Annotated in this window: 19 protein-coding genes; 6 read left to right on the top strand and 13 right to left on the bottom strand. The window is 73.9% G+C overall.

The window, feature by feature from the left end; all coding sequences use genetic code 11:
- Positions 1 to 56 precede the first annotated feature (56 nt).
- The 4 genes from CCO04_RS14525 to ahcY form a co-directional block, all read right to left on the bottom strand.
- Positions 57 to 1802 carry an LpqB family beta-propeller domain-containing protein gene (locus tag CCO04_RS14525; RefSeq protein ID WP_215814832.1) on the bottom strand — a complete coding sequence of 582 codons (1746 nt, stop codon included), beginning with the start codon at positions 1800 to 1802 and terminating at the stop codon, positions 57 to 59.
- Entirely contained in the window at positions 1799 to 3553 is a 1755-nt protein-coding gene (gene mtrB, locus CCO04_RS14520) for an MtrAB system histidine kinase MtrB (protein ID WP_308281222.1), read from the bottom strand. The genes CCO04_RS14525 and mtrB overlap by 4 nt, the downstream gene beginning before the upstream one ends.
- Positions 3525 to 4232, bottom strand: a complete 708-nt coding sequence (mtrA, locus tag CCO04_RS14515) for an MtrAB system response regulator MtrA (protein WP_215814831.1) — start codon at positions 4230 to 4232, stop codon at positions 3525 to 3527. Before mtrA ends, mtrB begins: the two co-directional genes overlap by 29 nt.
- A 91-nt stretch (positions 4233 to 4323) precedes the next feature.
- Positions 4324 to 5766 carry an adenosylhomocysteinase gene (gene ahcY, locus CCO04_RS14510; RefSeq protein WP_215814830.1) on the bottom strand — a complete coding sequence of 481 codons (1443 nt, stop codon included), beginning with the start codon at positions 5764 to 5766 and terminating at the stop codon, positions 4324 to 4326.
- 233 nt (positions 5767 to 5999) lie between these two features.
- Between ahcY and CCO04_RS14505 the strand changes: the two genes are divergently transcribed.
- Positions 6000 to 7349, top strand: a complete 1350-nt coding sequence (locus tag CCO04_RS14505; protein WP_215814829.1) for an HNH endonuclease signature motif containing protein — start codon at positions 6000 to 6002, stop codon at positions 7347 to 7349.
- On the opposite strand, the gene CCO04_RS14500 is transcribed toward CCO04_RS14505, so the two are convergent.
- Positions 7250 to 8608: an MFS transporter gene (locus tag CCO04_RS14500; protein WP_215814828.1), complete on the bottom strand. Its 1359-nt coding sequence runs from the start codon at positions 8606 to 8608 to the stop codon at positions 7250 to 7252. The two genes, CCO04_RS14505 and CCO04_RS14500, sit on opposite strands and share 100 nt — an antisense overlap.
- Positions 8609 to 8944: 336 nt before the next feature.
- On the opposite strand from CCO04_RS14500, the gene CCO04_RS14495 reads away from it, so the two are divergent.
- The 3 genes from CCO04_RS14495 (at position 8945) to CCO04_RS14485 (ending at position 10702) form a co-directional block, all read left to right on the top strand.
- Entirely contained in the window at positions 8945 to 9739 is a 795-nt protein-coding gene (locus tag CCO04_RS14495) for a class I SAM-dependent methyltransferase (RefSeq protein WP_215814827.1), read from the top strand.
- Positions 9740 to 9812: 73 nt separating this feature from the next.
- Entirely contained in the window at positions 9813 to 10253 is a 441-nt protein-coding gene (locus CCO04_RS14490; RefSeq protein ID WP_215814826.1) for a 6,7-dimethyl-8-ribityllumazine synthase, read from the top strand.
- A gap of 47 nt (positions 10254 to 10300) precedes the next feature.
- Positions 10301 to 10702 (top strand): DUF6234 family protein, encoded by a 402-nt coding sequence (locus CCO04_RS14485; protein WP_215814825.1) that lies wholly within the window; start codon positions 10301 to 10303, stop codon positions 10700 to 10702.
- Here CCO04_RS14485 and CCO04_RS14480 read toward each other — a convergent pair.
- From CCO04_RS14480 to CCO04_RS14455, 6 genes are all read right to left on the bottom strand, one after another.
- Entirely contained in the window at positions 10669 to 11694 is a 1026-nt protein-coding gene (locus tag CCO04_RS14480) for a DUF808 domain-containing protein (protein WP_215814824.1), read from the bottom strand. The genes CCO04_RS14485 and CCO04_RS14480 overlap by 34 nt on opposite strands.
- A 35-nt stretch (positions 11695 to 11729) precedes the next feature.
- On the bottom strand, positions 11730 to 12824 hold the full coding sequence (locus CCO04_RS14475; RefSeq protein ID WP_215814823.1) for an acyltransferase family protein: 1095 nt from the start codon (positions 12822 to 12824) through the stop codon (positions 11730 to 11732).
- 96 nt (positions 12825 to 12920) lie between these two features.
- Positions 12921 to 13946 carry an SIS domain-containing protein gene (locus tag CCO04_RS14470; RefSeq protein ID WP_215814822.1) on the bottom strand — a complete coding sequence of 342 codons (1026 nt, stop codon included), beginning with the start codon at positions 13944 to 13946 and terminating at the stop codon, positions 12921 to 12923.
- 11 nt (positions 13947 to 13957) lie between these two features.
- Positions 13958 to 14134, bottom strand: coding sequence for a Trm112 family protein (locus CCO04_RS14465; RefSeq protein ID WP_215814821.1), 177 nt, complete (start codon positions 14132 to 14134; stop codon positions 13958 to 13960).
- Positions 14131 to 15510, bottom strand: a complete 1380-nt coding sequence (locus CCO04_RS14460) for a phosphomannomutase/phosphoglucomutase (RefSeq protein ID WP_215814820.1) — start codon at positions 15508 to 15510, stop codon at positions 14131 to 14133. The genes CCO04_RS14465 and CCO04_RS14460 overlap by 4 nt, the downstream gene beginning before the upstream one ends.
- A 33-nt stretch (positions 15511 to 15543) precedes the next feature.
- A complete protein-coding gene (locus CCO04_RS14455; protein ID WP_215814819.1) occupies positions 15544 to 15921 on the bottom strand; it encodes a DUF3499 domain-containing protein in 378 nt (125 codons plus the stop codon).
- A 50-nt stretch (positions 15922 to 15971) separates the two neighbouring features.
- On the opposite strand from CCO04_RS14455, the gene CCO04_RS14450 reads away from it, so the two are divergent.
- Positions 15972 to 16415, top strand: a complete 444-nt coding sequence (locus CCO04_RS14450; protein ID WP_308281220.1) for a metallopeptidase family protein — start codon at positions 15972 to 15974, stop codon at positions 16413 to 16415.
- 15 nt (positions 16416 to 16430) lie between these two features.
- Positions 16431 to 17036, top strand: a complete 606-nt coding sequence (locus tag CCO04_RS14445) for an imm11 family protein (protein ID WP_215814818.1) — start codon at positions 16431 to 16433, stop codon at positions 17034 to 17036.
- Positions 17037 to 17042: 6 nt separating this feature from the next.
- Here the strand turns inward: CCO04_RS14445 and CCO04_RS14440 are convergent, their stop codons facing one another.
- Together CCO04_RS14440 and CCO04_RS14435 are read right to left on the bottom strand one after the other, a co-directional pair.
- Positions 17043 to 18497: a DUF5719 family protein gene (locus tag CCO04_RS14440; RefSeq protein ID WP_215814817.1), complete on the bottom strand. Its 1455-nt coding sequence runs from the start codon at positions 18495 to 18497 to the stop codon at positions 17043 to 17045.
- Positions 18490 to 21321, bottom strand: a complete 2832-nt coding sequence (locus CCO04_RS14435; RefSeq protein ID WP_215814816.1) for a glycosyltransferase family 2 protein — start codon at positions 21319 to 21321, stop codon at positions 18490 to 18492. The genes CCO04_RS14440 and CCO04_RS14435 overlap by 8 nt, the downstream gene beginning before the upstream one ends.
- Between the last annotated feature and the right edge of the window lie 111 nt (positions 21322 to 21432).

Genomic DNA, 21432 nt, shown 5'->3' with positions numbered 1-21432 from the left:
CGAACGGCACCGCGCGGCCTGTGGAGAAGCAGCGGCGGGCGGGCGGCCTGTGGACGCTAGCCGGCGTAGTCGAGCTGGGTGAGCGGCAGCGACCCGGCGTCGTACTCCTCCTGGCGGACCACGTCGACGTAGCGGTCGGCGTAGACGGCGAGCATCGGGGCGTCCGCGACCGGCGAGGCCGCGAACCCGAGCACGCGTCCGGTGACGATGGTCGAGAGCGCGTCCACTCCGACCGTCGCGCCGTCGGCCGAGACCACGTCGACCTCGGAGAGCGCGCCGGGCGAGGTGGGCGCCAGCAGGCCGATCTGGATGGGGCTGGTCCAGGCGAGGTCGGTGATCCGGTTCCCGTCCGGCGGCCGTACGACGGACGGCTCCCGCGTCGCGCTCACCTTGCCGCGCCCGCCGATCACCACCCGCGCACCGACCACCCGGTCGCCACCGGCGCCACGGACCACCGCGACCAGGCGCGTCCCGTCGCGGCTGACCGCGAGCGAGCGCGCACGCGTACCGCTCACCCCGTCGACGTCGACCTGGCGCGCCACGCCGTCCTCGCCCTCGACGAGCCACACGACCGCCTCGCCGGAGCGGCGGTCGAGCACCCAGAGCCGGCCGGCGTTGTCCCAGGTCGGGCGCGCGTACTGCCCGCCGCTGAGCACGGTCCGCGGAGGGACGTCGTCGTCGGCGCGCACCGTCGCGATCCGGACCCGGCGCCCGTCGCTGTCGACCGCGGCCGCACGCTCCCCGTCGGGGCGGACCGCGACCGAGACGACTCCGGCGTCCTCGGCGCCGAAGACGCCGGTGGTGAGCTCGAGCTCGCCCAGGGGTCCGGCGACGAGGCGGCCGCGGCTGATCCCGTAGACCTGGTGGCCCGAGCCGGGTCCGGCCGGGCCGAACGCGGAGGCCGACTCGACGGAGTACTGCGACGCGCCGCCGGGCAGCGGTAGGTCGGTCCCGTCGAGGGTCACCCGGAGCGCGGAGATGGTCGGGTCCTGGCGCAGCGTCCAGGCGAGCTGGGCGAGCATCAGCTCGGCCTCTTCGGAGGTCACCTTGGGCGCCTCGCCGACCAGCGCGACGTGGGCGATCCCCTCGTCGTCGACGGGAACGGAGAGGCCGACGGTCAGCCCCGGCGGCAGGAACGAACGGACGATCCCGCGCGCCAGCGGCGGCGGTCCGCTCAGCAGCGCCGAGACCAGGCTCGACGCGAGCTGGTCGCCCTCGGGCACGAAGACCGGCTCCGGGACGAGGATCTGGGCCAACGGGTCGAAGTAGAACAGCGACACCTGGCGGTAGCGCTGCCGGAACCACGACGCCGGTACGACGAGCGCGTCGGGCGGATCGGCGATCCGGTACTCCCCCTTGTCGATGGTGACGTGGAGGTTCATCGTCAGGTCGGGCTTGGCGATCGCCCCGCGCCAGGCACCGATCTGGTCGAGACGATCCGCCGCCGTGAGCTGGACGGCGACCGTGCCCGCGGTCTCGCGCACCGGCAGCGAGTCGCTGTAGATGATGGTCTCCTGCTCGGGGTTCCACCCCGCCGCGGCCTCGTCGGTGAGGTACTCCTTGGCCACGCTCGTCTGGATCGGCCACGCCGTCATCGCGTCGAGGAAGCCGTTGACCACCTCGCTGCGCGTCGCCCCCGTGGCGGGCGGGCGCGCGTCGATGTCGCTGGCCCGGCGGGTGTCGGTGCGGTCGGTGCCAGCGCTCTCGACGACCGGTCCGCTGGTGGGCAGCGAGACGCAGCCGGACAGCGCGACCGCGAGCGCCAGCGCGGCGGCCAGGGTCAGTGGGAGACGGCGGTTCATCGCTCCTCCTCGTGCGCCGGTACGACGGTGCCCGGGCCCACCACGGCGGCCTCGCTCGACACGGCGTCGTCGGGGATGAGCGGGAGCGGGCTGTGCCGCAGCGTCCCCCCGTTGTGGCGCGGCACGGTGAGCCGGAACTGCGCGCCCTGACCGGTGCGGCCCCACGCCTGGAGCCACCCGCCGTGCAGGTGTGCGTCCTCCTGGGCGATCGCCAGGCCGAGGCCGGTACCGCCGCTGGTGCGGGTGCGGGCCGGGTCCGATCGCCAGAACCGGTTGAACACCATCGAGGCCTCGCCGGGCGCGAGCCCGATGCCGTGGTCGCGGACGGTGATCGCCGCGGCCTCGTCGTCCGAGGCGAGGCGGACGATGACCGCCTCGGTCGGGTCGTCGGCGAGCGCGTGGTCGATGGCGTTGGTGACGAGGTTGCGCACGATCCGCTCGATCCGGCGTACGTCGACCTCGGCGCGGACCGGCACGTCGGGCTCCTCGACGACCACCCGGATGCCGCGCTGGTCGGCCAGCGGGCTGGCGGCGGCCACCTCGCGTCGTACGACGTCGCCGAGGTTGACGTTCTCGGGCGTCAGCACCGCGGCACCGGCGTCGAAGCGGCTGATCTCGAGCAGGTCGACGAGCAGGTTCTGGAAGCGGTCGAGCTCGGCCTGGAGCAGCTCGGCGGCGCGCGCGGTACCGGGGTCGAACTGCTCGCGCGCGTCGTGGAGCACGTCGGACGCCATCCGGACCGTGGTCAGCGGCGTGCGCAGCTCGTGGGAGACGTCGGAGACGAACCGGCGCTGCACCCAGCTCAGCTCCTCGAGCTGGCGGATCTGGCGCTGGAGGTTGGTCGCCATCTGGTTGAACGAGTAGGCCAGGCGGGCGATGTCGTCCTCACCGGACACCTGGAGCCGCTCCTGGAGCCGGCCCGCGGCGAGCCGCTCGGCGACCTGACGGGCCATCCGGATCGGCGTGACGACCTGGCGGGTGACCACCCAGGTGAGCCCCGCGACGAGCGCGAGCAGCAGGCCCGCGGCGGTGAGCAGTGCGCGGGTGACCAGGCCGAGGGTGTCCTGCTCCTCGGTCAGCGGGAACAGGAAGTAGAGCGTGTAGGTCTTGCCGTCCGAGGGCAGCTGGACCTGCGAGCCGACGATGATCCCGGGCACCCGTGTGGTCGGTCCCTCGGCGCCCGAGGTCGCATCGCGCGGGCGGCGCACGATGTCGGTGTAGGTCCACGCGGTCGGGCGGTTGACGCCGTCGAAGTGGTCCTCGAGGCTGCGCGGAACGCTGACCAGGTCGAGCCCGCTGGTGTACTCGCCGCCGCCCGTGCGCAGCGGCGGGTCGTCGCCCTCGGGGCCGGCGAGCACGACGGCGTACCCCCGGCTGACGCCGCGCTCGATGATCGGGTCGACCAGGTCGCGCTGCTGGCGCCCGGCGTTGACCTCGGTGCCGGACGCCGCCTCGAGCCGGTCCTGGGCGTCGGACACCTCGGCGTCGACCTCGCCCAGCACCACCTCGGAGCGGTGGCGCAGCAGTCCGTCACGGGTTTGCTGCAGCAGGATCCAGCCCACGCCGCTGATCACGACCGCCGAGAGCACCAGCGTGCTCGCCACGACCCGCGCCTGGATCGAGCGGCGCCAGAACGTCAGCGCGCGGCGCAGCCGCGGCGCCAGCCAGCCCCAGATCCGCCGCAGCCGGTCGAGCAGCGCACGCCCGACCCGCGCCGCGCCGCTAGGCGGAGCCGGCCTTGTAGCCGACACCACGCACCGTCAGGACGATCTCGGGATGCTCCGGATCGTGCTCCACCTTGGACCGCAGCCGCTGCACGTGGACGTTGACCAGGCGCGTGTCCGCGGCGTGCTGGTAGCCCCAGACCTCCTCGAGCAGCACCTGCCTGCTGAACACCTGCCCCGGCTTGCGGGCCAGGCACAGCAGCAGGTCGAACTCCAGCGGCGTCAGCGAGATCTCCTCGCCGCCGCGGGTGACCGCGTGACCGGCCACGTCGATCTCGACGTCGCGGATCGCCAGGGTCTCGTGCGGCACCGACTCGGTCCGCCGTACCCGGGCGCGGATGCGGGCCACCAGCTCCTTGGGCTTGAACGGCTTGACGACGTAGTCGTCGGCGCCCGACTCGAGCCCCACCACGACGTCGACCGTGTCGCCCTTGGCGGTCAGCATGACGATCGGTACGCCGGACTCGGCGCGGATCTCCTTGCAGACGTCGATGCCGTCCTTGCCCGGCAGCATCAGGTCGAGCAGCACCAGGTCGGGCCGGTAGTCGCGGAACGCCGCCAGCGCCAGGTCACCGCGCGGGCAGACCCGGCTTTCGAAGCCCTCCTGGCTCAGCACGATGCCGAGCATCTCCGCCAGCGGGGCGTCGTCGTCCACGACGAGGACGCGGCCCCGGGTGGGGTACGGCGCGCTGGCAGACGGGGTCATGCGGTCAATCCTAGGTGTGAGACGCACGGAGCCCCGCACCCCGAGGGGTGCGGGGCTCCGCGGCGCCGGAGACGCGCTCGCGCCGACCAGCTCAGTATCGGTAGTGCTCGGGCTTGTACGGACCGGCGACGTCGACGCCGATGTACTCCGCCTGGGCCTTGGTCAGCTCGGTCAGCTCGACACCGATGGCGTCGAGGTGGAGCCGGGCGACCTCCTCGTCGAGGTGCTTGGGCAGCACGTAGACGCCGATCGGGTACTCGTCGGTCTTGGTGAAGACCTCGATCTGGGCGAGCACCTGGTTGGTGAAGGAGTTCGACATGACGAACGACGGGTGGCCGGTCGCGTTGCCGAGGTTGAGCAGGCGGCCCTCGGACAGCACGATGATCTTCTTGCCGTCGGGGAAGATCCACTGGTGGACCTGGGGCTTGATCTCGTCCTTGACGATGCCCGGGATCTTGGCCAGGCCGGCCATGTCGATCTCGTTGTCGAAGTGGCCGATGTTGCCCACGATGGCCTGGTTCTTCATCTTCTCGAAGTGCTCGACCCGGATGATGTCGTAGTTGCCGGTCGTGGTGACGAAGATGTCGGCGTACTCGACGACGGACTCGAGGCGCTTGACCTCGTAGCCGTCCATCGCGGCCTGCAGCGCGCAGATCGGGTCGATCTCGGTGACGATGACGCGCGCGCCCTGGCCGCGCAGGGACTCCGCGGAGCCCTTGCCCACGTCGCCGTACCCGCAGACGACGGCGACCTTGCCGCCGATCATGACGTCGGTGGCGCGGTTGATGCCGTCGACGAGCGAGTGGCGGCAGCCGTACTTGTTGTCGAACTTCGACTTGGTGACCGAGTCGTTGACGTTGATCGCCGGGAAGAGCAGCGAGCCCTCCTTGAAGCGCTCGTACAGGCGGTGCACGCCCGTCGTGGTCTCCTCGGTGACGCCCTTGATGCCCGCGGCGATGTTCGTCCAGCGGGTGGGGTCGTTGGCGACGGAGCGCGCGAGGACCCGGAGGACCTCCTTGAACTCCTCGTTGTCGGTGGAGTCCTGGCCCGGGACGACGCCGGCCTTCTCGTACTCGAGGCCCAGGTGGACGAGCATGGTGATGTCGCCACCGTCGTCGAGGAGCACGTTCGGGCCGACCTTGTTGCCGTCGGCGTCGGTGAAGTCGAAGACCTTCTCGGCCTCGTCCCAGTACTCCGCGAGGCTCTCGCCCTTCCAGGCGAAGACCGGCGTGCCGGCGGGCGCCTCGACGGTGCCCTCCTTGCCGACGACGACGGCCGCGGCGGCGTGGTCCTGGGTCGAGAAGATGTTGCAGGTCGCCCAGCGGACGTCGGCGCCGAGGGCGGTCAGCGTCTCGATCAGGACGGCGGTCTGGATGGTCATGTGCAGCGAACCGGCGATCCGGGCGCCCTTGAGGGGCTGGTCCGCGCCGTACCGGGCGCGCATCGCCATGAGGCCGGGCATCTCGTGCTCGGCGAGCTCGATCTCCTTGCGGCCGAACTCGGCCAGGCTCAGGTCGGCAACCTTGTAGTCCATGAAAATGATCCTCGAGTTCGAGTGTCGTAAGACAACTGGGTCCTGCGGCGCATCTGCGCATCGTCGGGATCTCCCGCGCATGACGGAGTCCACCCTACAAGCGCCGTCCGAGGCCCGCTGAATCTCCGGAAACGTCCCCTTTCCCTCCCCCCCCGCCCCTCCCCACCCCCTCTCTCCACAGCCCGCCCCACCTCCCACCCCCTCCCTCGCCCCCTCCCCCTCAACTGGTCCCCATGACCACCTCAGCCACCCTCACCGCCCTCTTCCCCGAGCACACCCCCGCCGACCTCCTCCACACCATCCGCAGCGGCGTCCGCAGCCGCGAGACGCTCGTCGTCGCCGAGTGGGACGCGATCGTCGCCTGGGCCGAGCGCCACGTCCTCGCCTCCCCCGAGGGCGCCGCCACCCTCACCGACGGCGTCATCGACACCGGCGTCCCCATCGCCGGCGACGGTGCCCCGCTGGTCAGCGACTACCACCTGATGGAGCTGGTCTCCGCGCTCGGCCGCTCCGCCCACGGCGGCCGCGCCTTCGTCGGGCGCGTCATCGAGTGCGCCTGGCGGCTGCCCCAGGTCTACGCCGCGGTGGCCGCCGGACGGCTGGCGCCCTGGCGCGCCGAGCGGATCGCCGACCTCACCCGCCCTCTCTGCGCCGACGCCGCGGCCTACATCGACCGCCAGCTCTACGACGTCACCGCGGTCGGCTGGGCCCAGCTCGGCCGGCTCGTCGACGAGGCCGTACGCCGCTTCGACCCCGCCGCCGCCGAGGCCCGCCGGATCGCCGCCGCCTCCCGCCGACGTCTCGACGTCGAGGAGGCCGATGCCGACGGCCTCGTCCAGGTCAACGGCACCCTCGACGCCGCCGACGGCCACGACCTCGACCAGGCCGTACGCCGCCGCGCCGTCCTCCTCGGCCGCCTCGGCAACGACCAGCCGCTCGAGGTCCGCCGCTCCATCGCCGTCGGCGAGCTCGCCCGCCAGGACCTCACCCTCGACCTCGACGGCGCTCCCGGCCGCAAGGTCGTGCTCAACCTCCACCTGACCGACGACGCCGCCAACCCGGTGGCCCGCTGGGACGACGGCTCCTGCCCGGTCAGCCCGGCCCAGGTCCGCGAGTGGCTCCAGGTCCCCGGGACCTCGGTCGTGGTGCGGCCCGTCATCGACCTGGCCGACCACGTCCCGGTCAACTCCTACGAGGTGCCCGACCGGCTCCGCACCCGGGTCGCCCTGCGCGACCCGACCTGCCGCTTCCCGCACTGCACCACCCCGGCGGGCCGCTGCGACCTCGACCACGCGCTCGCCCACGCCGACGGCGGCCCCACCTGCCCCTGCAACCTCGTACCGCTGTGCCGCCGGCACCACCGCGCCAAGACCTTCAGCTCCTGGCGCTACCTCACGCTCGCGCCCGGCAGCTACCTCTGGCAGTCGCCGCGACAGCTGCTCTTCCTGGTGGACCACCGCGGTACCCACGCGCTGGACCTCGATCAGTCCGCACCGCGTGCCCTGGCGCTGGCGTCGTGCCCGGGGCCCGGGCCGGGACCGGGGCCGGGCGCGGAGCCCGGCTCCGGGGTGCCCGCGGCATGACGCGACCGGCCCGCCACCAGGGCGACCACGACGGCGAGCCCCAGGCCGGCGCTGGTCCACAGCGGTACGAGCGCCGCCGTGGTCGCATCCCCGCCGACCGCGCTCAGCGCCCCGGACGCCGCGAGCGGCCCCACGACCGCCCCGACGTTGAGCGCGGCCGTGGCGTAGGACCCGCCCATCGTCGGAGCCGGACGCGGCCCCGCGGCCGCCGCCCCCAGCGCTCCCGCCACCAAGGAGGTCCCGACCCCGAACGACAGCGCACCCAGCACCACCACGAGCACCAGCAGCAGTACCCGCCACGCACCTGTCGTCGCCTGCTCCGCCACCACCGCCAGCGCAGCCCATCCGGCCGGGACCGCGAGGGCGACCCAGACGGCGACCGAGACGCGCACCGTCGGTGGCCCGACCGCAGCGCGGTCGACCGCCCGGCCGGCGATCGTGACGCCTGCGAAGGCCCCGACCCCGAACAGTGCCAGCGCGACCGGTACCCACAGCTCGCCGAGCCCCGCCGGCCCCACCACCACGGGCGCCAAGAACGTGAACCCCGCGAACGTCGCCGCATTGGCCAGCGCCGCCAGCACCAGCGTCCGGACCAGCACCGGGCTCCGGAGCGCTGCCAGCTCTGCCCTCAGCCGCACCGCCTGGCCGGCCCCCGGCGCGCTCGCACCCGCGCCCGCGCCGGCATGCGGCGTCGCGGCTGGGCGCCGCGGAGCGGCCGGGCGCGGCAGACCCCACGCGACGCCCAGCGCCGCCGGCAGGCAGAGCAGCGCGATCGCCCAGAAGGTCGCGCGCCAGCCGAGCAGCGTGCCCACCAGAGCGCCGGCGGGGACACCGATCACCGTGGCGAGCGTCGTACCGGAGAGGAGGACGGCCAGCGCCCGCCCCCGTCGTTGCGGCGGTACGAGCGTGGTCGCCGTGGTCAGCGCGACCGCGAGGAAGCCGGCGTTCGCCAGCGCCGCCACCACCCGGGTGGCCAGCAGGAGACGCAGGTCGGCGACGAGCGCGCCCGCCACGTGCGCGGCGGCGAACACCAGCACGAACCCGAGCAGGCTGCTCCGTGGCGGCCAGCGCCGGGCCAGCGCGGCGGTCAGCGGTGCGCCGACGACCATGCCGATCGCGAAGGCCGGCGTCGCCAGGCCGACCGCGGCCAGCGGCTGGTCGAGGTCGGCGGCGAGGTCCGGCAGCAGACCGGCGAGGACGAACTCGGACGTACCCATGGCGAACACCGCCAGGGCAAGGAGGTACAGCGGAAGAGGCATCGAGACTCCAGGTGGGCATCCGCATGGGCGTGCACGTGTGCATGCGGATACGAGGACGGAACGAGGGACGAGACAGGTCTCGCTCACCGCCGCGCGCCCACCACCGAGCGTGCCGATGCCTACCCGCGTCGGCGTCCGCGTCGGCTGCGGCCGACGTCAGGGCGCGGGTAGGTCAGGGTCAGGTGCTCAGTCGTTCAGGGACGTACGCCGGCGAGCGCACGCCCCCTCTCTGGATGCCTCGGGACTCGACATGGCCCCCACCCTAGAGACGCGACCGCGCTCGGCCCACCGGTTTTCCACGCGCAACGAGCAGCACCGGTGACCGATCATGGACGCATGCCCCTGCCTCCGGACCGGGACCGGGACCCGCTCCAGACCCAGCGCGACGCCGTCACCCGCCACTACGACGCCCGCGCCACCACGTACGACGACGGGCCGCTCCACCGCGCCCTGGCCGACACCGTCGCGGGCCTGGTCACCGAGCTCCTCGCCGCCGCCGTGGGTCCACCGCTGCGACCCCGCGTCGTGCTCGACGTCGGTACCGGGACCGGGCTCGTCCTCCGCGCCCTCACCGTCGCCTCCGCTCCACCCCAGCACGCACCCTCGCGCCCTCGCATCGTCGGCATCGGCGTCGACCTGTCCCCGGCCATGCTCCGCATCGCCGCCGCGGAGTCCACCGGCGCCGCCACCTTCCTCCGCGCCGACGCCACCGCGCTGCCCCTGGCGGACTCCTCGGTCGACGTCATCACCTGCGTCACGGCCCTGCACCTGCTGCCGTCCGCGGCGGCCGCCGACGCCGCCATCGCAGAATGGCAGCGGGTGCTCCGGCCCGACGGGCACGTCCTCACCGCGACGTTCACCCCAGCCCCGGCCCCGCCCACGACCCCACCCCCGGCGGCGGCCGCAGCCGCAGCCGCGGCGGCGACCAGCATGCGCCGCCGCCACGACGCCTACGCCACCCCGGACCAGCTCGCCGCAGCCCTCGCCCCGCACGGCCTCCACCTCGACCACCACCGCACCCGTACCTGGACCGACGGCGAGCACCACCTCCTCCTCTGCCAGGCAACGCCGAGCCCCCGCCAGGGTCCGCGCACCGGCCCCGTCCCCGCACCACCCCCGCCCAACCAGTAACGTCGTCCCGCACCAACCGAGCCACACCCGAGCACCCGAGCCCGAACCCACCCAGCCCGAGAGCGAGCCCCGCATGTCTGCCCCAGCCACCGGTCCCCGCGTCGCGATCGTGGCGGCTCGCTGGCACGCCGACATCGTCGACGTCGCCGTCACCACGTTCACCGCCGAGCTCGAGCAGCGCGGCTACCAGGTCGACGTCGTGCAGGTGCCGGGGGCGTTCGAGATCCCCCTCCAGGTACGACGCCGCGCCCTCTCGGGTGACTACGCCGCGGTTGCGGCGGCGGCGCTGGTGGTCGACGGCGGGATCTACCGCCACGACTTCGTCGCGTCGTCGGTGGTCGACGCGCTGATGCGGGTGCAGCTCGAGACGGATGTGCCGGTGTTCTCGGCGGTGCTGACGCCGCACCACTTCCACGAGCACGACGAGCACACGGGCTACTTCCGCCGGCACTTCGAGACGAAGGGCCGCGAGCTCGCGACCGCGGTCGACGCGATCGTCCAGCTGCCTGCCTGAGCCCGCGCGCTCAGGCGCCGGGGTCCCGGAACGGCGAGGCTGCTGGGGTGCCCCGGCGTCCCGTACCCCCGACCCTGTCCGCGCTCGAGCTGCTGGCGTCCCTCGCCGCGGTGATCGTGGTGGTGCTGATGCCGCTGCAGTTCATCGGCGCGCACCTGTGCGCTTGGGGTGAGTGCTCGGTGCCGGGGGCCGAGGAGATCCGCACCTACCGGCTGATGGTGCTCGTGCTGGTGGTCGCCGTGACGACCACCCTCACCCTCTCCGTACGACGCCGCGCCCACGTCGCCGTCGCCGGGCACGCCGTCGTCGGGCTGGTGGGGCTGGCGGTGGCGCTGGTGTTCGCGATGCCGACGATCGACTGGGCGGACCTGCGGCGCGAGGAGCCGCCGGCGCCGAACCCGGACTACGTCCCGTGCTACTCCGGCTCGGGCGACTGCGTCGGCGGCTGAGCCGGGGCCTCGGTGGCCGCGGCGGGCTCGTCGGCGTCGTAACGCTCGATCGGGTCCTTGTCGCCCGAGAAGGGCAGCACGCGCACGATCATGACGACCACGCTGCCGACGACGAGGCCGATGACGGCCGAGATGCCGGTGTTGGCGAGCCAGGCGAGGGTCGCGCCGGCGAAGCCGTGCACGGCGTGCTTGATGTCGTGCTCGATGTCGTGGACCCACTCGTAGGGGGCGTTCCACCAGCCGACCTCGTGGATGTTGACCAGGAGGATGTGGCCGCCGACCCAGAGCATGGCGACGGTGCCGATGATGGAGAGCGCGGAGAGCACGCGCGGCATGGCGGCAACCAGGCCGCGGCCGACCCGCTGGGCGAGGGCGGAGGGGCGCTGGGCGAGGAGGAGACCGGTGTCGTCCATCTTCACGATGAGCGCGACCACGCCGTAGACGGCGACGGTGATGACGATCGCGACGACGACGAGGATGGCGAGACGGGCCCAGAAGCTCTCGTCCTTGACCGTGTCGAGGGCGATCACCATGATCTCGGCGGACAGGATGAGGTCGGTCCGGACGGCACCGGCGATCATCTTCTTCTCCGCCTCGGGGCTGACCTCGGTGACCGGCGTCGCGTGGTCGTCGTGCTTCGAGAACAGGTGCCAGACCTTGTGCGCGCCCTCGTAGGCGAGGAAGGTTCCGCCGGCCATGAGGATGATCGGCAGCAGGCCCGGCAGGAACTCGCTGAGCAGCAGCGCCACCGGCAAGATGATCAGCAGCTTGTTGCGGATCGAGCCGACCGCGATCTGCTTGACGATCGGGAGCTCGCGCTCCGCGGCGAGGCCGTGGACGTACTGCGGGGTGACGGCGGTGTCGTCGATCACCACGCCGGCGGCCTTGGTCGTGGCCCGGCCGGCGGCCGCTCCGACGTCGTCGATCGAGGCGGCGGCGAGCTTGGCGATGGCCGCGACGTCGTCGAGCAGGCCGAAGAGTCCGGCGCTCACGACGGACCGTGGGTGCTGAGGCGCATGCCGGAAGGCTACCGGCAGGCGTGCACCACCTCGTCCGCCTGCTCGGGCGTGGGCGCTCCCCCGTGCTCCTGGTCGTGGACGACCGCGGTCAGCACGACCGCCTCGCGGACCCTGCGCTGCGCGGTGCCGAAGGGGTCCGCGACGTGGGTGAGCACGCGTCGTACCGGGGGCGAGGCGAGGCCGAGGGCGATCCCCAGGCCGAGCGCGGTGCCGACGACCAGGCTGAGGGCGGGGTGGGCGTCGGCCCAGTCGCTGAAGCCGGCGTAGTCCAGGCCCTTCACGGCGAAGCCGTGGAAGAGGTAGACGATCATCGTCGCGGCACCCATCCGGGTGAACCAGCCGCTGACCCGCGGGACGACGGCCAGCCACGCGAACGTCCCCGCCAGGCCGACGCCCACGACCATGAGCCGGGTGAGCAGCGCGGTCGGCGTCGGGTCGTCCATGAGGGTGAACGGGCGGTAGTAGAGGTACCCGGTCGAGGCCCAGTGCTCCAGGTTGACCGCGAGCACCCCGATGAGTGCGAAGGCGGCGACACCGAGGATCGCGGGGGTCCGGCCGCGGAGCCACTCCATCCGCTGCGGCGTCATCATCGCCCCGAGCACGAAGAACGGCAGGAAGCCGAGGATCCGGGGCAGGTCCATCCAGCGAGTCCACTCGCCGTCGAGGAAGCCGCTGCCCAGGCAGATCCCCAGCGCCAGGACGACGGCCGCGCCGGCACCGAGCGGGCGCAGCAGCGGGAGGACGAGGCGCCACCCGACGAGCGCCAGGAGGTACCACATCGGGAAGTGCGGATCGGTCCACAGGTACTCCAGCCGCTCCCCGCCGACGTGCAGCCGGAACCAGGCCAGCGCGCCCTCGAACAGGACGTACGGCACGAGCAGCGTGGTGACCAGGCCCCAGAGCCGGTCGGGCCGGTAGGAGAACCCGCGCGAGAGGTAGCCGGAGAGGAACACGAACGCCGGCATGTGCCACAGGTAGACGAAGTCGTACAGGTGCCCTGCCAGCGCGTCCGAGGGCAGCAGCGCCCACGTGTGCCCGAGCACGACGAGCACGATGAGGCCCATCTTGGCGTTGTCCCACCAGGGATCCCGAGGAGTCGGCATCACTCCTTGGTACCCGCCGGTCCTGAGGAAAGTCCAAGTGTCCGACAACCTGACACCCGGCTCAGGTCGCGCAGGCGGCGCAGGCGGCGCGGCAGCTCAGTCGGCGACGAGCCCCAGGCGCAGGTACTCCGCGGCGTAGGTGCCGCTGAGCAGCAGCGAGGCGTACCGGCCGACCTCGGCGGCCGCCTCGGACGCCACGTGCTCGATCCGGACGTCGTGGGCCCGGGCGGCGTCCTCGAGGCGCAGCCGCTGGTCGCGCACGACCGGGTCGTCGATGCCGTCGTCGAGCAGCACGAGGACCGGCCGGCGCTCGCCGGTGTCGTCGGCGAACGGGTCGGCGAAGACGTTGCGCGGGCGGGCCGCCTCGATCACGGGCAGGAGGTGCTCGGCGTCGCCGGCGAGCGCCGCCCGTCCGGACGTACGCCGGATCGACTCCGCGACCCGGCGTGCGGCGCGGGCCGCGAGCACCGATCCGCCCCACAGCAGGGGGTTGGCGTCGGCGAGCGAGATGGCGAGCATCTTGGCCGGGTTGATGGAGATGTCGCGGTGCGGCGAGCAGCCGATGGCGACGGCATCGAGTGCCTCGGCGACGGCCTCGGGGTCGGCGGTGGGGCCGAGCTCGACCTGGTCGAGGAAGGAGAGCATGGCGACCGCGGTGGCGAGCTGATCGCTGGTGCTGGTCGGGAGGATGGTCGCCCAGCGGCCGGTGGCGTGCTCGGCGACGACCGAGTCCGGGGGCGCGGCGACGACGAGCTGGCAGCCGCGACGGGCGGCCTCGGCGACCGCGAGCGCGGTCCCGGCATCCCCACCCTCGGGGGCCAGGACGACGACCAGGTCGAGGCTGCCGGCCCAGCCGGGCAGCGCCGGGGAGGGCCAGGCCACGAACGGCACCGGGCAGAAGGGCTCCAGCACCGCGCGGAGCAGGCGGGAGTCGGGGCCCGCCGCGATGACCGCGCGGGGACGGGTGTCGCTGGCACGGGCGACCGCCTCGGCGATCGCGTCGGTGGCGGCGTCGACCTCACGGCGTACCCGGGCGCCGGACTCGGCCAGCGTCCGCAGCCGCAGGTCCGCTCCGGCCAGGGCCGATGCGTCGTCCAGCCGCGACTCGTCGAACCAGACCATCGCAGGCTGCCTCAGGCCGGCTTGCGGGCTTCGTCGACCAGCAGGACCGGGATCCCGTCGCGCACCGGGTAGACCAGTCCGCAGCCCGAGCAGGCGAGCTCGGGGACCTCGGTGAGCGTCAGCTCGCCCTTGCAGGACGGGCAGACGATGATCGCGAGGAGCTCCGGGGAGACCTCCGGGGCGCTCACTTGCCGCTCCGGATGATCGCGAGGGCCTCGTCACGGACTCGGGCCATGGTGGGCTCGTCCTTTCCTTCGGCGTTCAGCCGCAGCAGCGGCTCGGTGTTGGAGGCGCGCACGTTGAACGCCCAGTCGGCGTGGCCGATGCTCAGCCCGTCGAGCTTGTCGATGGTGACGCCGTCCTGCGCGCCGTACGCCTCCTCGAGGGCGGCGAGGACGGCGTCCTGGTCGGCGACGGTGCTGTTGATCTCGCCGCTGAGCGGGTAGCGCTCGTAGGCCCGGAGCAGGTCGGAGAGCGGCCGGTCGGACTCGGCGAGCGCGGCCAGCGCGTGGAGCGCGGCGAGCATGCCGGAGTCGGCGCGCCAGAAGTCGCGGAAGTAGAAGTGACCGCTGTGCTCGCCGCCGAAGACGGCGTCGGTCTCGGCCATCGTCGCCTTGATGTAGGAGTGGCCGACGCGCGTGCGCACCGGCGTACCGCCGAGCTCGGTGACGATCTCGGGCACCGCGCGCGAGGTGATCAGGTTGTGGATCACCGTGGCACCGGGCTCCTTGGCGAGCTCGCGCGCGGCGATCAGCGCCGTCAGCGTGGACGGCGAGACCAGCTCGCCGCGCTCGTCGACGAGGAAGCACCGGTCGGCGTCGCCGTCGAAGGCGAGCCCGATGTCGGCGCGCTCGGCGATCACGCGCTTCTGGAGGTCGACCAGGTTGGCCGGTTCGATCGGGTTCGCCTCGTGGTTGGGGAACGTGCCGTCGAGCTCGAAGTACATCGGGATCATCTCGACCTGGCCGGCCAGCCGCTCGAAGACGGCCGGCGCGGTGTGCCCCGCCATGCCGTTGCCGGCGTCGACCACGACCTTGAGCCGGCGCCCGGAGACCGGAGCGAGCGAGAGCAGGTGCGCGGCGTAGGCCTGAAGGACGTCGTGCTCCCCGATCGACCCCGAGCGCCCGCTCGCGGCGACCGGCGTTCCGGCCGCGACCCGGTCCCGGATCTCGGCCAGGCCACTCTCGGCGCCTACCGGCTGCGCGAGGGCCCGGCACATCTTGATGCCGTTGTACTGCGCGGGGTTGTGGCTCGCGGTGAACATCGCGCCCGGCAGGTTGAGGTGCCCGGACGCGAAGTAGAGCTGGTCGGTCGAGGCCAGGCCGATCATCGTGACGTCAGCGCCGGCCGTGGTCGCCCCGTCGGCGAAGGCACCCGCCAGCGCGGGCGAGCTGGGCCGCATGTCGTAGCCGATGACGAGCGCGTCGATGCCGAGCACCGCGACGTAGGCCGCACCGGCGGCGCGGGCGAGCTCCTCGTCGAGCTGTTCACCGACGATGCCACGGACGTCGTAGGCCTTGAAGACCTTGCTCAGGTTGTCCGGGGACGTGGTGGCACTGGCCATGCGGCGACCTTAGTGCACGGCGGTGGGGCGCAGTTACTCCGAGGTCAGCATGCGCAGGTGGCCCTTGCGAGCCACCTCACGTCCGGGCTCACGCGGCGCCTCGACGGGCTCGCGGCGGACCGGACGCGCGGCCTCGCGGACCGCGTCGGCGAGCGCCAGCAGGTCGTCATTGCTGGGCCCCTGCTGCTGGTTGCCGAGCGAGAGCCGGACGACCTCCCAGCCGCGCGGCGCGGAGAGCCGCTCGCTGTGGACGTCGCAAAGGTCATAGGCGTGCGGCTCGGCGAAGGTCGCCAGCGGGCCGAGCACCGCGGTCGAGTCGGCGTACACGTAGGTCAGGGTGGCGACGGCGCGACGGGCACAGGCCGTACGCGAACACGTACGCAGGCTCTGGGGTGCCGGACTCGCGCTCACGCGGCAGACGCTACCGCCCCGAGCCTCGTGGAGTGGATAGGCTCGCTGACGTGGAGCAGCTCGTCCCCCGCCGCCGGCGCGACCGACGTGGGCGCGGCATGCGCGGACCCGCCGTGCTCCCGCTCGAGACCGGGCACCAGCCGCCGGTCCCCCGCGGCTCGCGCGAGACCTTCGACCGGATCATGCTCGACGTGGTCTCCGCCATCGACGAGCGCTGGTCGGACCACCTCGGCCTGGTCGAGTACGCCGTCGAGGACACCCCCGACCTGCCCGACGACTGGGACTCAGGCCGGGTGCCCCTCTCCTCGCTGGTCCGCGGCTCCGGCAGCCGGCCGACCCGGCTCGTCGTGTTCCGGCGGCCCCTGGAGCACCGGGCTGCCGACCGCGCCGACCTGGAGGCGATCGTGCTGACCGTGGTGGTCGAGCAGGTCGCCGAGCTGCTCGGGATCGAGCCGAGCGACGTCGACCCGCGGTACCCGTCGGACGACGACTGAGGCGCGGCCGGGCCGATGAGGCTGTGGATCGTGGGCTACACCCCCGGGGCGCGGGGCTGCCCCGTCGTACTGAAGGGCGAGCTCAACCAGCCGTGGTCGTGGGACGCCCACCGCCCCGGACCGCCGGGGGACGTGCCGTCCGGCTACGTCTACACCGCCCGGCACCCGGTGCTCGACCTCGACTACTGGGACCTGAACTGGCTGGCCTCGGAGCGGTTCCTCGACGTCTGCCGGGCGTTCGGCCTGCGCGTCCACCCGGTCCCGGTCGAGGTGCTGCAGTCGGGCGGGAAGCCGACCGCGAAGAAGTATGCGTACCTGACGTGGAGCGAGTGGGCCTCGGTGATCGACCTCGAGGCCTCGGAGGCCGAGCTCGACACCGACCTCGCGACGGGTGAGCCCGCGCGGCACCGGCACTTCCCCGGCGCACCGGTCCTGCTGTCGGTCGACAGGTTCGTCGTCGACCCCGCGAGGGTGCCGCGGGCGGCGGCCTTCAAGTGCCTCGACCTCGGGCACCAGCTGGTCTGCACCGACGACTTCAAGCAGGCCTGCGAGGAGGCGGGGCTGCGCGGTCTCGCGTTCTCCGACCTGACCACCTACACGCAGGCGGACTTCTGGGGCTGAGGCCCGCTACTGCGGCGCGACCACCGGGATCCGCGCGTGCGTCTCGGCCGGCCGCAGCCGCAGCGTCGCGAGCCCGCCCTGACGCCCGGCGACGGGCATCGAGAACACCCCGGCGACGCGGGTGTTGCGTGCCTCCACCGCGACCCGTACGGCGCCCGGCGGCAGCGCGAGCGACGCGGCCCGGTCGGGGGCGACCTCGACCTGGTCGTCGCGCAGCTGCGCCCCCGCCGCGTCGTACGACGTCACGTGGACGACGCCCGGGCGCTGGGCGCCGCCGAGCAGCAGCGTCTTGGCGCCCGCGGGGAGGACGGCGGCGGTGGGCTCGCGGACGTCGATCGCGGGGGCGAGCAGGACCAGGTCGGAGCTCTGGAGCAGGCGGACCGAGGTAGCGACGGGGTCCGGGGACTCGATGAGGACGCCGACGACGCCCTCGCCGCTCTTGCCGGCCAGCAGCTTGCTGAGGTCGGCCGTCGCCATGGCGCCGGGAGCGACCGAGATCGGTTCGGCGTCGGTGGGGGTGAAGGTGGCGTCGGTGGTGACGAGGCGGACGGTGGCGCGCACCTCGTCCTGGCCCGGGTTGGCGATGAAGAGGGTCGCGCCGGTGGGCTTGGCGGGGAGGCCGAGGATGAGGTTGCTGGTGTCGGGCTCGGCCTGGGTGGGCTGGAACTCGGTACTCACCCGGCCGCGGCCGAGGGGATCGCGAGTGGTGCGCGCGGTGGTGGTGACCCGGCCGCGGATGACGGTGACATGAGCCGCCGTGAGCGTACGACGGGGCGCGGTCGCGCTGAGGTCGATCCGCTTCACCCCGTGCGCGGGGACCTGGATGCCGCGCAGGGCGGGCTCCTCGACAGGGCCGGAGGCGTCGGAGAGGGCGATGTCGACGACGGCCTCGCCGTCGTCGGGGTTCACCAGCTCGACGGTGGTGGCGTAGCGGGCGCTGGCGCCGAGGCCGACCAGCCACTCGTCGTACGAGGGGGTGCGGCACTCGGGAACGGCGAGGCCCTCGCCGCGGCCGGCGACGATGCCGGGTGCGGCCTCGCCCTTGCCGGTGAGGACGGTGGCGCCGGTGCTGCCGGGGACCGTGGCGGTCGCGTCGGCGGTGACGGTGACGGGTGCCGCCTCGGTGACGGTCGTCGCGGTGGGCGTGCCGGTCAGGACGTCGAGGTCGCCGCCGGGGACGCCGGGGCTGCGGCCGACCCGGACCGGGACCGCGCCGGGCTCGAGGCCGGCCGGGCAGACGGTCGTGGCCGAGGTGAGCGCCGAGCTCGTGGGCGGGCGGACGCCGCCGGGCTGCGGGGAGTCCTCGCCGCCGATGGCGCCGATGCCGAGGGCGACGACGGTGGGCAGGCCGATCGCGAGGGCGACGAGGATGTCGACCCGGCGGCGCCGGACCACCGAGGCGCGCCGGCCGGGACCGGAGGGCGCGGGAGGCGGAGTCGGGGTCGGGGTGGGGTCAGTCATCGCGGTTCCTTCGCAGCGGCGGCAGGGCCAGCACGACCAGGACGGGGATCGCCGCGCCCTGGACCGCCAGCAGGATCCAGCGCAGCCAGGAGCCGTCGTCCGGGAGCGGGCCGGGCTCCGGGGTGACCTGCCAGGCCCGGGTGCCGCGCTCGGAGCTGGCCTGGACCAGGCCGGAGGTGGCGTCGAGGCTGGCGGCGACCGCGCCGTCGGCGGGGGCGGCCTGGACGATGTAGAGGATGCCGCGCTTCGACAGCTCGGCCACGGCGTCGGGATCGGGCGAGGTGACGAGCGAGCGGATGGTGGCGCTCACCGCGGGGTCCTCGGGGGTGAGCGCGGCGATCTCGTCCTCGCCGACGGTCGGCCCGTCGCCGCGGCGCACCTCGTAGCGCACGCCGTCGTCGATGCTGCCGCGCAGCACGAGGACGCCGTCCTGCTCGGCCTGCTCGGCGCGCTGGGCCATGTAGACGGGGACGTCGGACGGAGGTGGGTCGGTCAGGTCCTCGCTCCCCCAGCCGGCGAACCAGACGAGCCCGGCGAGCGGGGCGACGATCCCGGCGAGGGCGACCAGGGCGAGGCCGGCCTGGGCGGGCTTGGCCTGGTCGCCGAGGTGGTGCAGGGCCAGGCCGCCGAGCACGGCGGCGCTCACCCAGGCACCGGCCAGGAAGAGCAGCACCACGCCGAGGCCGGGCTGCTGCGAGGTGGTCCCGCTCAGGTCGACGCGGGTGACCGCGAGCGGGATCGCGACCACGGCGGTGATCGCGGCGACCAGCCAGCAGAAGATGACGGAGATCCGGGTCGCGCGCGGGATCAGCGCGAGGAGGGCCAGCACCGGCAGCGCGAACCCGATCCACGCGGGGGCACCCAGGCCGCCCAGGCGCCCGGCGACCAGGTCCCAGCCGGAGGTGGCGGCGGTCGGCCAGCGGCCGATGTCGAGCAGGGTGCCGGCCGCGGCGCCCTCGAGCAGGGCCGGCAGCCACCACGGCAGGAGGACGACGAGCGGCACCAGCAGCGCGGCGACCGGCGGTCCCCACACGGTGCGGTCGCGCGCCTCGCCGGGCACCAGCCGGACCGCGCAGCCGAGCAGCACGGCGACCAGGACGGCGGTCACGAACCAGGCCGGCGGGGCGACGGCGGTCAGCACGGCGAGGAGCAGGCCGGTCCGCCAACCCGCGCGGCGCCGGTGGGCGGCGTCGGGGTCGGCGAAGCCGAGGGCGCTGTGCGCCATCCAGGGCAGCACGGCCGCGGCGACGACGATCCCCCAGCGGCCCCCGCCCCAGGCGCCGGCGACCAGCGGGACGAGCGCCCAGGTGACCGCGCCCCACAGGAGCAGCCAGCGCGGCGCGCCGTACGGCGTGACCAGGCGCCCGACGACCCGCAGGAAGCGCCACGCGCCCCACAGCCCGAACGGCGCGGCCAGCGCCATGAGCAGCGACATCAGCAGGGAGGGGCCGAACGGGATGCCGAGCAGCGCCAGCAGCAGCACGTACGGCGGCGCGGGCACCGCCGAGCCGAAGCCGATCGGGTGGTTCGCCTCGACGTGGAGCGCCCACCAGGCGCCGATCCCGTCGGGCGTGGGCGAGAGTGCCCCGCCGCTGATCCCGCCGACCACGTCGCGCACGCCGACGAGCAGCGCGATGACGGTGATCGCGGTCGCCACGGCGACCGGGCTGGTGAAGAAGCGGACGACGATGCCGGTGTCGGCGAACTCGTCCTCCTCGTCGCGGTGCCGGGCCGCCGGCGGCGCCTTGGCCGCACCGCGCTCGGCGGCCGCGGCACGGCGGCGGTCGGCGACGTCGGCGGCCTGGTTGGTCGCCGCGGCGACGAGGTCGCCGACGAAGTCGAGACCGTGCCGGTAGGGCAGCCACCAGGGCGCCAGCAGCCGGCGTACCCGGGCCCGGTCGCCGGTACCGGTGCGCGCCCGGCGCGCGGCCCGGACCCGGCCCGGGTGGCGCAGCACGGAGATGAGGGCGGCGAGCTCGTCGAGCGCCTCGCCGACCGCGCGGACGCAGAGCAGCCCCACCACGCGCAGCAGCGTGCCGAGCACGAGCCGGATCGTCTGGAAGGGCAGGGTCGCGCCGCGGGCGTTGGCCAGCAGCGTGAAGAGCGCGGCGCGGCGCTCCTGGAAGTGGGTGTGCCGCCCGGTCAGCGGCGTGCGGCGGATGCCGCGGTGGGCCGCCTCGGCGTGGAAGACGACGGCCGAGGGCACGATGAGCGTGGTCCGCCCGGCCGCGGCGGCGCGCCAGCCGAGGTCGAGGTCGTTGCCGAAGATCGGCAGCTCCGGGGAGTAGCCGCCCAGCTCCTCGAGCGCGGTACGGCGGACCAGGACGCCGGCGGAGTTGACCGCGAGCACCTCGCGGACCTCGTCGTGCTGGCCCTGGTCGTACTCGCCGCGCTCCAGGCCGGTCTCGCGCCGGCCGGTGCCGCTGATCGTGACGCCGAGCTCGAGCAGCCGGCGCAGCGAGGGCCACTCGCGCAGCTTGGGGCCGAGGAAGTCGGCGTCCGGCCGGGCCGCGGCGGCGGCGAGGAGCTCGGCGAGCGCGTCGGGCGCGGGGTTCGCGTCGTCGTGGAGGATCCAGATCCACTCCGGCTCGTGGCCGGCCTCGGCGAGCGCGACCAGTCCGTCGGCGACCGCGTCCGGGAATCCGGTGTCACCGGGACGCGCGCGGACGGTGAGCGGGACCCGTCCCTCGAGCGCGGTGCGGACCAGGTCCGCACTGCCGTCCCGGCTGCCGGTGTCGACGGCCACCACTCGCGCCACGGGGGCGATCTGCGCGAGCAGGCCGTCGAGGACCGCCGGAAGCCAGGACGCTCCGTCGTGGCTCACGAGGAGACAGGCGACCTCTGGATGCTCCGACACGATGCCCGACCTTACGTCTGACGGCCCGAAGGGGGCGAACCGTCAGTCGTGGCCGACGACGTGCCGTCGGTCTCCTCC

This window comes from Pimelobacter sp. 30-1 (assembly GCF_018831735.1).
GTDB lineage: Bacteria > Actinomycetota > Actinomycetes > Propionibacteriales > Nocardioidaceae > Nocardioides.
This window is presented reverse-complemented; position numbering and strand designations above follow the sequence as displayed.

Excerpts from the sequence above, each read along its gene's own strand:
- CCO04_RS14490 (WP_215814826.1), top strand. The coding sequence starts at position 9,813 with ATGTCTGCCCCAGCCACCGGTCCCCGCGTCGCGATCGTGGCGGCTCGC.
- CCO04_RS14440 (WP_215814817.1), bottom strand. The coding sequence starts at position 18,497 with ATGACTGACCCCACCCCGACCCCGACTCCGCCTCCCGCGCCCTCCGGT.
- CCO04_RS14495 (WP_215814827.1), top strand. The coding sequence starts at position 8,945 with ATGCCCCTGCCTCCGGACCGGGACCGGGACCCGCTCCAGACCCAGCGC.
- CCO04_RS14470 (WP_215814822.1), bottom strand. The coding sequence starts at position 13,946 with ATGGTCTGGTTCGACGAGTCGCGGCTGGACGACGCATCGGCCCTGGCC.
- CCO04_RS14505 (WP_215814829.1), top strand. The coding sequence starts at position 6,000 with ATGACCACCTCAGCCACCCTCACCGCCCTCTTCCCCGAGCACACCCCC.
- CCO04_RS14500 (WP_215814828.1), bottom strand. The coding sequence starts at position 8,608 with ATGCCTCTTCCGCTGTACCTCCTTGCCCTGGCGGTGTTCGCCATGGGT.
- mtrA (WP_215814831.1), bottom strand. The coding sequence starts at position 4,232 with ATGACCCCGTCTGCCAGCGCGCCGTACCCCACCCGGGGCCGCGTCCTC.
- CCO04_RS14525 (WP_215814832.1), bottom strand. The coding sequence starts at position 1,802 with ATGAACCGCCGTCTCCCACTGACCCTGGCCGCCGCGCTGGCGCTCGCG.
- CCO04_RS14460 (WP_215814820.1), bottom strand. The coding sequence starts at position 15,510 with ATGGCCAGTGCCACCACGTCCCCGGACAACCTGAGCAAGGTCTTCAAG.
- ahcY (WP_215814830.1), bottom strand. The coding sequence starts at position 5,766 with ATGGACTACAAGGTTGCCGACCTGAGCCTGGCCGAGTTCGGCCGCAAG.
- CCO04_RS14475 (WP_215814823.1), bottom strand. The coding sequence starts at position 12,824 with ATGCCGACTCCTCGGGATCCCTGGTGGGACAACGCCAAGATGGGCCTC.
- CCO04_RS14445 (WP_215814818.1), top strand. The coding sequence starts at position 16,431 with ATGAGGCTGTGGATCGTGGGCTACACCCCCGGGGCGCGGGGCTGCCCC.